Raw genomic sequence first — 1,816 nt, forward strand, 5'->3', positions numbered from 1 at the left:
TGATATGCTACCTCTATATAGGACATTGAATTATTTCAAGTCTTATATGGGGGTTTTTTCTATGTCTAAAAGAGTTATGAAATTATCTGTCGAAAACAGAGTCAACATTGTCGAGCAATATGTGAGAAATGAAATTGGCATATCAAGAGCAGCACAAAATGCAGGAGTATCTCAAGAGACCATTCGCAGTTGGATTAGACTTTATGAGAACGGCGGTCCATCGGCCCTTTTACCGGTAAAGAAGAACAGTCATTACTCCAAGGAGTTAAAGTTGGCAGCCGTCACGGACTATCTGAACGGCCTGGGCAGCATGATTGAAATTGGAAAAAAATATGGTTTGCGGAGTAAGACGCAACTGCAGAACTGGCTAAAGGTTTATAATACTCATAAAGACTTCAAATCAACTAGTGGAGGAAGTACTATGAGCAAAGGTCGGATGACAACCATAGATGAGCGTTTAAAAATCGTATTGGACTGTTTAGAGAATGGAAAAGATTATGGTGCTATGGCTATAAAATACCAAGTTTCCTATCAAAACGTCTATCAATGGGTAAAGAGATATGCGGAATTGGGAGAAGCAGGGCTGGAAGACCGCCGTGGGCGTAGAAAAGGGACAATGCCCAGCCGGACTCCCGAGGAATTACTTCAAGACGAATTAGCACGTTTAAAACGCGAAAATCAACGTCTAAAAATGGAACTTGATGTAACAAAAAAATTCCAAGAATTAGAAAGGAGGAATCGTTGACCGAAATAAGAAAACAAGCTGAGTACGAAACCATCAAGCAACTCCATACAGAAAAAGGTTATCCGGTGCAAGTTATGTGCAAAATCTTACATGTGACACGCTCCGCTTATTACCGTTGGCTTGAGCAACCGCATAGTCCAAGGGAGATTCGCAACAACCAAATCGCGGAAGTAGCAAAACAGATCCATGAAGAACATGACGATATGGGTCATCGTCGGATACGCGATGAGTTGGAATATACCCATGGCATAGTCATCAGTGACAACCGTGCCCTTCGGATCTGCCGTAGTCAACAAATCCAATCTAGAATCAAACATCGTGCCAATAGCATTACCAAAGGTGCACAGAATCCGTATCATATCGCCGAAAATCGCCTCAACCGGAACTTTCGTGCAGACGCACCAAATGAAAAATGGTTGACCGATGTGACCGAATTCAAGTATTACGAAGGACCGGCAATCAAGAAAGTATATTTGAGTGCCATTTTGGATCTTTATGACCGTCGAATTGTCGCATACATAATCAGTGATCAAAACGATATGCCGCTAGTCCTCCAGACTTTTGATGCAGCCATACAAAATGAGCCAGAAGCTCAGCCGTTGTTCCACAGTGACCGCGGATTTCAATATACAAGCAAGCAATTCTGTGCGCGTTTAAGCGAGGCTGGTATGATACAAAGTATGTCCCGTGTCGCTCGTTGTATTGATAATGGCCCTATGGAAGGGTTTTGGGCGCTCATCAAGCGTGAAAAATATTACCGTCGTAAATTTACTAGTCGTTCTTCTTTGATTGATATGATTCACAACTATATGGAATATTACAATAATAGACGCATTCAAAGGAAGCTGCATATCATGACTCCAATGGAGTTTCATGATCAGTATTTCGAGGCAGCCTAATGAACCCTCACGTTTTATGAGTGAAGCGTTTTGTGCTTCGCTCATAAAACGTGTGGGCCGCCAAGCGTAAGCGCGGCAGGGTTAAAAACGAAAAAAACTGCCCCCACATTACGGGGAGCAGTCTGTAAAACTGTTTAAATATTTTACTGTCCTATTGACGGGTGGCATACCA

At 42.4% G+C, this 1,816-nt stretch carries 2 protein-coding genes; both read left to right on the forward strand.

Translation table 11 applies throughout. The annotated features are described in order from the left end of the window. The first annotated feature begins 61 nt into the window (after positions 1-61). Positions 62-745: a helix-turn-helix domain containing protein gene (locus BM184_RS15445; RefSeq protein WP_218151061.1), complete on the forward strand. Its 684-nt coding sequence runs from the start codon at positions 62-64 to the stop codon at positions 743-745. Beyond that, on the forward strand, positions 742-1,644 hold the full coding sequence (locus BM184_RS15450) for an IS3 family transposase (RefSeq protein ID WP_218151062.1): 903 nt from the start codon (positions 742-744) through the stop codon (positions 1,642-1,644). Before BM184_RS15445 ends, BM184_RS15450 begins: the two co-directional genes overlap by 4 nt. The last annotated feature ends 172 nt before the right edge of the window (positions 1,645-1,816 follow it).

Source organism: Trichococcus pasteurii (genome assembly GCF_900112935.1).
GTDB lineage: Bacteria > Bacillota > Bacilli > Lactobacillales > Aerococcaceae > Trichococcus > Trichococcus pasteurii.